We start from the raw sequence: 2,377 nt of genomic DNA on the forward strand, positions 1-2,377 counted from the left end.
ACTGTAAATCTGCCCGTGCAAGCGTACGCTGGTTCGAATCCAGCCCTGTCCACCATCCCTATCTCGCTGAGATCGTCGAGACTTTTCGCTGATCGGTGATCTGGCGAACGTCCGTTGGGAAAGCTCGACCTCCGCGACATTCCTCAGTTCTTTGTCTACGTCCGCGCGGATCCCTCGGCCTTAGGGTCCACCGGGCGAACACGACGAGACACGCGAGCGGAGTCGCAGCTCGATCTCGCTCGAACAGCCTTTCTCTCGCATATTCTGATTTGGCGACGGAGGATCACCTCAATCGGCGTTAGAACACGCGCCACTTTCAAGCTGACCGTTCAGCAGGGATCATGCCAGAAGACACCTGGGCTTCGCTCCGTGTAGCAATCGGCGGGCCGGGGAAGGACCGCTTTGCTCCGCGGCACTTGGTAGCCGTAGCTGCCATAAGGGATTGCGTCGCGTTTGATGTCGACGCCCCAAGGGTAAACCGTCACCGTCGTCGGCTCGAGCCTCTTGATAGCCGCCGGCCATTGTCGCTTCGGGACTATTTGAAAGCTGCTGGCCGACGCGGGCGCGTGCGTCTTCATCAGCGTCTGAGCCTCCACTCGGACCTCTTTTAGCCTGTCGCTAACAAGGAAGGGCCGCCCGCAGCCAGTGAGCAAAGTCATGACTGCCAGTGTGGCGGCGATCAAGACCGCATCTTTTGAATTGCGCATCAGGCACCAGAGCATATCCACCAGACCTCCGCTAGCGAACGATCTTGTAGGCCAGCCGGCACCCACCAGCTCAGGAGGGTCAGCAAGACGACGCAAGGTGACGGGTCGCGCGCGGGTAGGTGGGCAGGATTACTCGAGACGATCGAGCAGCGGGCAAGATGCTGCCGAGGCGCCCGATGGCCAATGGTTTGAACACCTTCCCCTTGATCCCCGCTGGTCGCGAGGATGGCGTCGACCGCGATGATCGGCGACCCCTCACAATGAGGTGCTCGGCATCGAGGAACGACCGCGGGCTAACCGACGCGGGGCAGCGCCACGGCCATCGTCCTCAGCTACTCACGCCGCCATCGGCATCGGCGTTCGTTGGTCGTCGACGTCGAGTTCCATCATCATCCGATCGGTCGTCCGACCGCGAGCCTGGGACGGCCCGAAATCGCGCCGTTCGGGTCCGCGGAAACCGAGCTTGCGCAGTACCCTGGCGGACGCCGCATTGTCGGACGGGCAGGCGGCAGTCAGTCTACGGATCGGCAGCGCATGCCGAGCGATGGCGATGACCGCGTTGCCGGCTTCGGTCGCATAGCCGCGGCCCCAAACGTCCGACGTCAACCAGAAACAGAGCTCATGCGCATCGATCTGCGACACGAGCGCGATCGACCCGATCAGGCGCGGGATGCCGCCCTCGTGGGCGCAGATCACGAACTCTACGTCGCGGCCGGTGTCGAACGACGCAATCGCCCCTTGCGCTTCGCTGATCGACGAAAGCGCACGCGCATATGGCATCACGCTGTCGTCATGCTCGATCGCCGCCAAGCCGGTGGCATCCTCTGGCCAGCGGGGCCGTAACGTTAGTCTTCTCGTCCGGGCGAACATCGGCGCTCTCCTCGCATGATCGCTCCGCTGCGGTGGCACGTCACCATGACGAGCCCGAGACAGTGGAGGTCGAGGGAGCAATAAAAAAGGGAGCCGGGGTGACCCGCCTCCCTTGTTGGTTCGGTTCCGCTGCCGGAACCCGGGTCACCCTGGTGGGCAACCCGGCTGGTTACCCGATGTTATTCGGCCGCAATCGGCATCTCGACCGAGCAGAATTTGCGGCCGAGTTTGCCGACCGCGAAGGTCACGCGGCCGTCGACGAGCGCGAACAGGGTATGGTCGGTGCCGATACCCACGTTGCGACCCGGATAGAATTTGGTCCCGCGCTGACGAACGAGGATGTTGCCGGCGACGCACTCCTGGCCACCGAACTTCTTCACGCCGAGACGGCGACCGGCCGAGTCGCGACCGTTGCGCGAGGAGCCGCCTGCTTTCTTATGTGCCATCTGAAACTACTCCTTACGCCTGGGCCGCCGGGGCTTCGCCCTCGGAGGACTTCGACTGCGCGGTCGGGCCGCCGAGGCTCACGATCTTCAGGATCGTGTGCTGCTGGCGATGGCCGTTCTTGCGACGATAATTGTGGCGGCGACGCTTCTTGAAGACGATGACCTTGTCAGCCTTCGCCTGAGCGATGATCTCGGCGGCGACGGTGAACCCGTCGACCGAACGAAGCTCGGAGCCTTCGCCCGCGAGCAGGACGTCGCCGAGCGTCACCGACGCTCCTGCTTCGCCGTCGATTTTCTCGACGACGATCTTGTCTCCGGCGGCGACGCGATACTGCTTGCCGCCCGTGCGCACGA

Annotated in this window: 4 protein-coding genes; all 4 read right to left on the bottom strand. The window is 63.4% G+C overall.

Translation table 11 applies throughout. From position 1 onward, the window contains the following. Nucleotides 1-329 precede the first annotated feature (329 nt). The 4 genes from ACFE77_RS16400 to rplU all read right to left on the bottom strand — a co-directional run bounded on the left by ACFE77_RS16400 (nucleotide 330) and on the right by rplU (nucleotide 2,375). The gene (locus ACFE77_RS16400; protein WP_375422714.1) at nucleotides 330-728 is read right to left on the bottom strand and encodes a hypothetical protein; all 399 of its coding nucleotides are present in this window, start codon (nucleotides 726-728) and stop codon (nucleotides 330-332) included. 315 nt (nucleotides 729-1,043) lie between these two features. Continuing rightward, a complete protein-coding gene (locus tag ACFE77_RS16405) occupies nucleotides 1,044-1,577 on the bottom strand; it encodes a GNAT family N-acetyltransferase (RefSeq protein WP_375422715.1) in 534 nt (177 codons plus the stop codon). A gap of 179 nt (nucleotides 1,578-1,756) precedes the next feature. Continuing rightward, on the bottom strand, nucleotides 1,757-2,023 hold the full coding sequence (rpmA, locus tag ACFE77_RS16410; protein ID WP_375422716.1) for a 50S ribosomal protein L27: 267 nt from the start codon (nucleotides 2,021-2,023) through the stop codon (nucleotides 1,757-1,759). A 13-nt stretch (nucleotides 2,024-2,036) separates the two neighbouring features. Then, nucleotides 2,037-2,375, bottom strand: a complete 339-nt coding sequence (gene rplU, locus ACFE77_RS16415; RefSeq protein ID WP_375422717.1) for a 50S ribosomal protein L21 — start codon at nucleotides 2,373-2,375, stop codon at nucleotides 2,037-2,039. Nucleotides 2,376-2,377 lie beyond the last annotated feature (2 nt).

Source organism: uncultured Sphingomonas sp. (genome assembly GCF_964243315.1).
In the GTDB taxonomy this organism is placed as follows: domain Bacteria; phylum Pseudomonadota; class Alphaproteobacteria; order Sphingomonadales; family Sphingomonadaceae; genus Sphingomonas.

Coding starts and splice junctions, on each gene's coding strand:
- ACFE77_RS16405 (WP_375422715.1), bottom strand. CDS start 1,577: ATGTTCGCCCGGACGAGAAGACTAACGTTACGGCCCCGCTGGCCAGAG.
- rpmA (WP_375422716.1), bottom strand. CDS start 2,023: ATGGCACATAAGAAAGCAGGCGGCTCCTCGCGCAACGGTCGCGACTCG.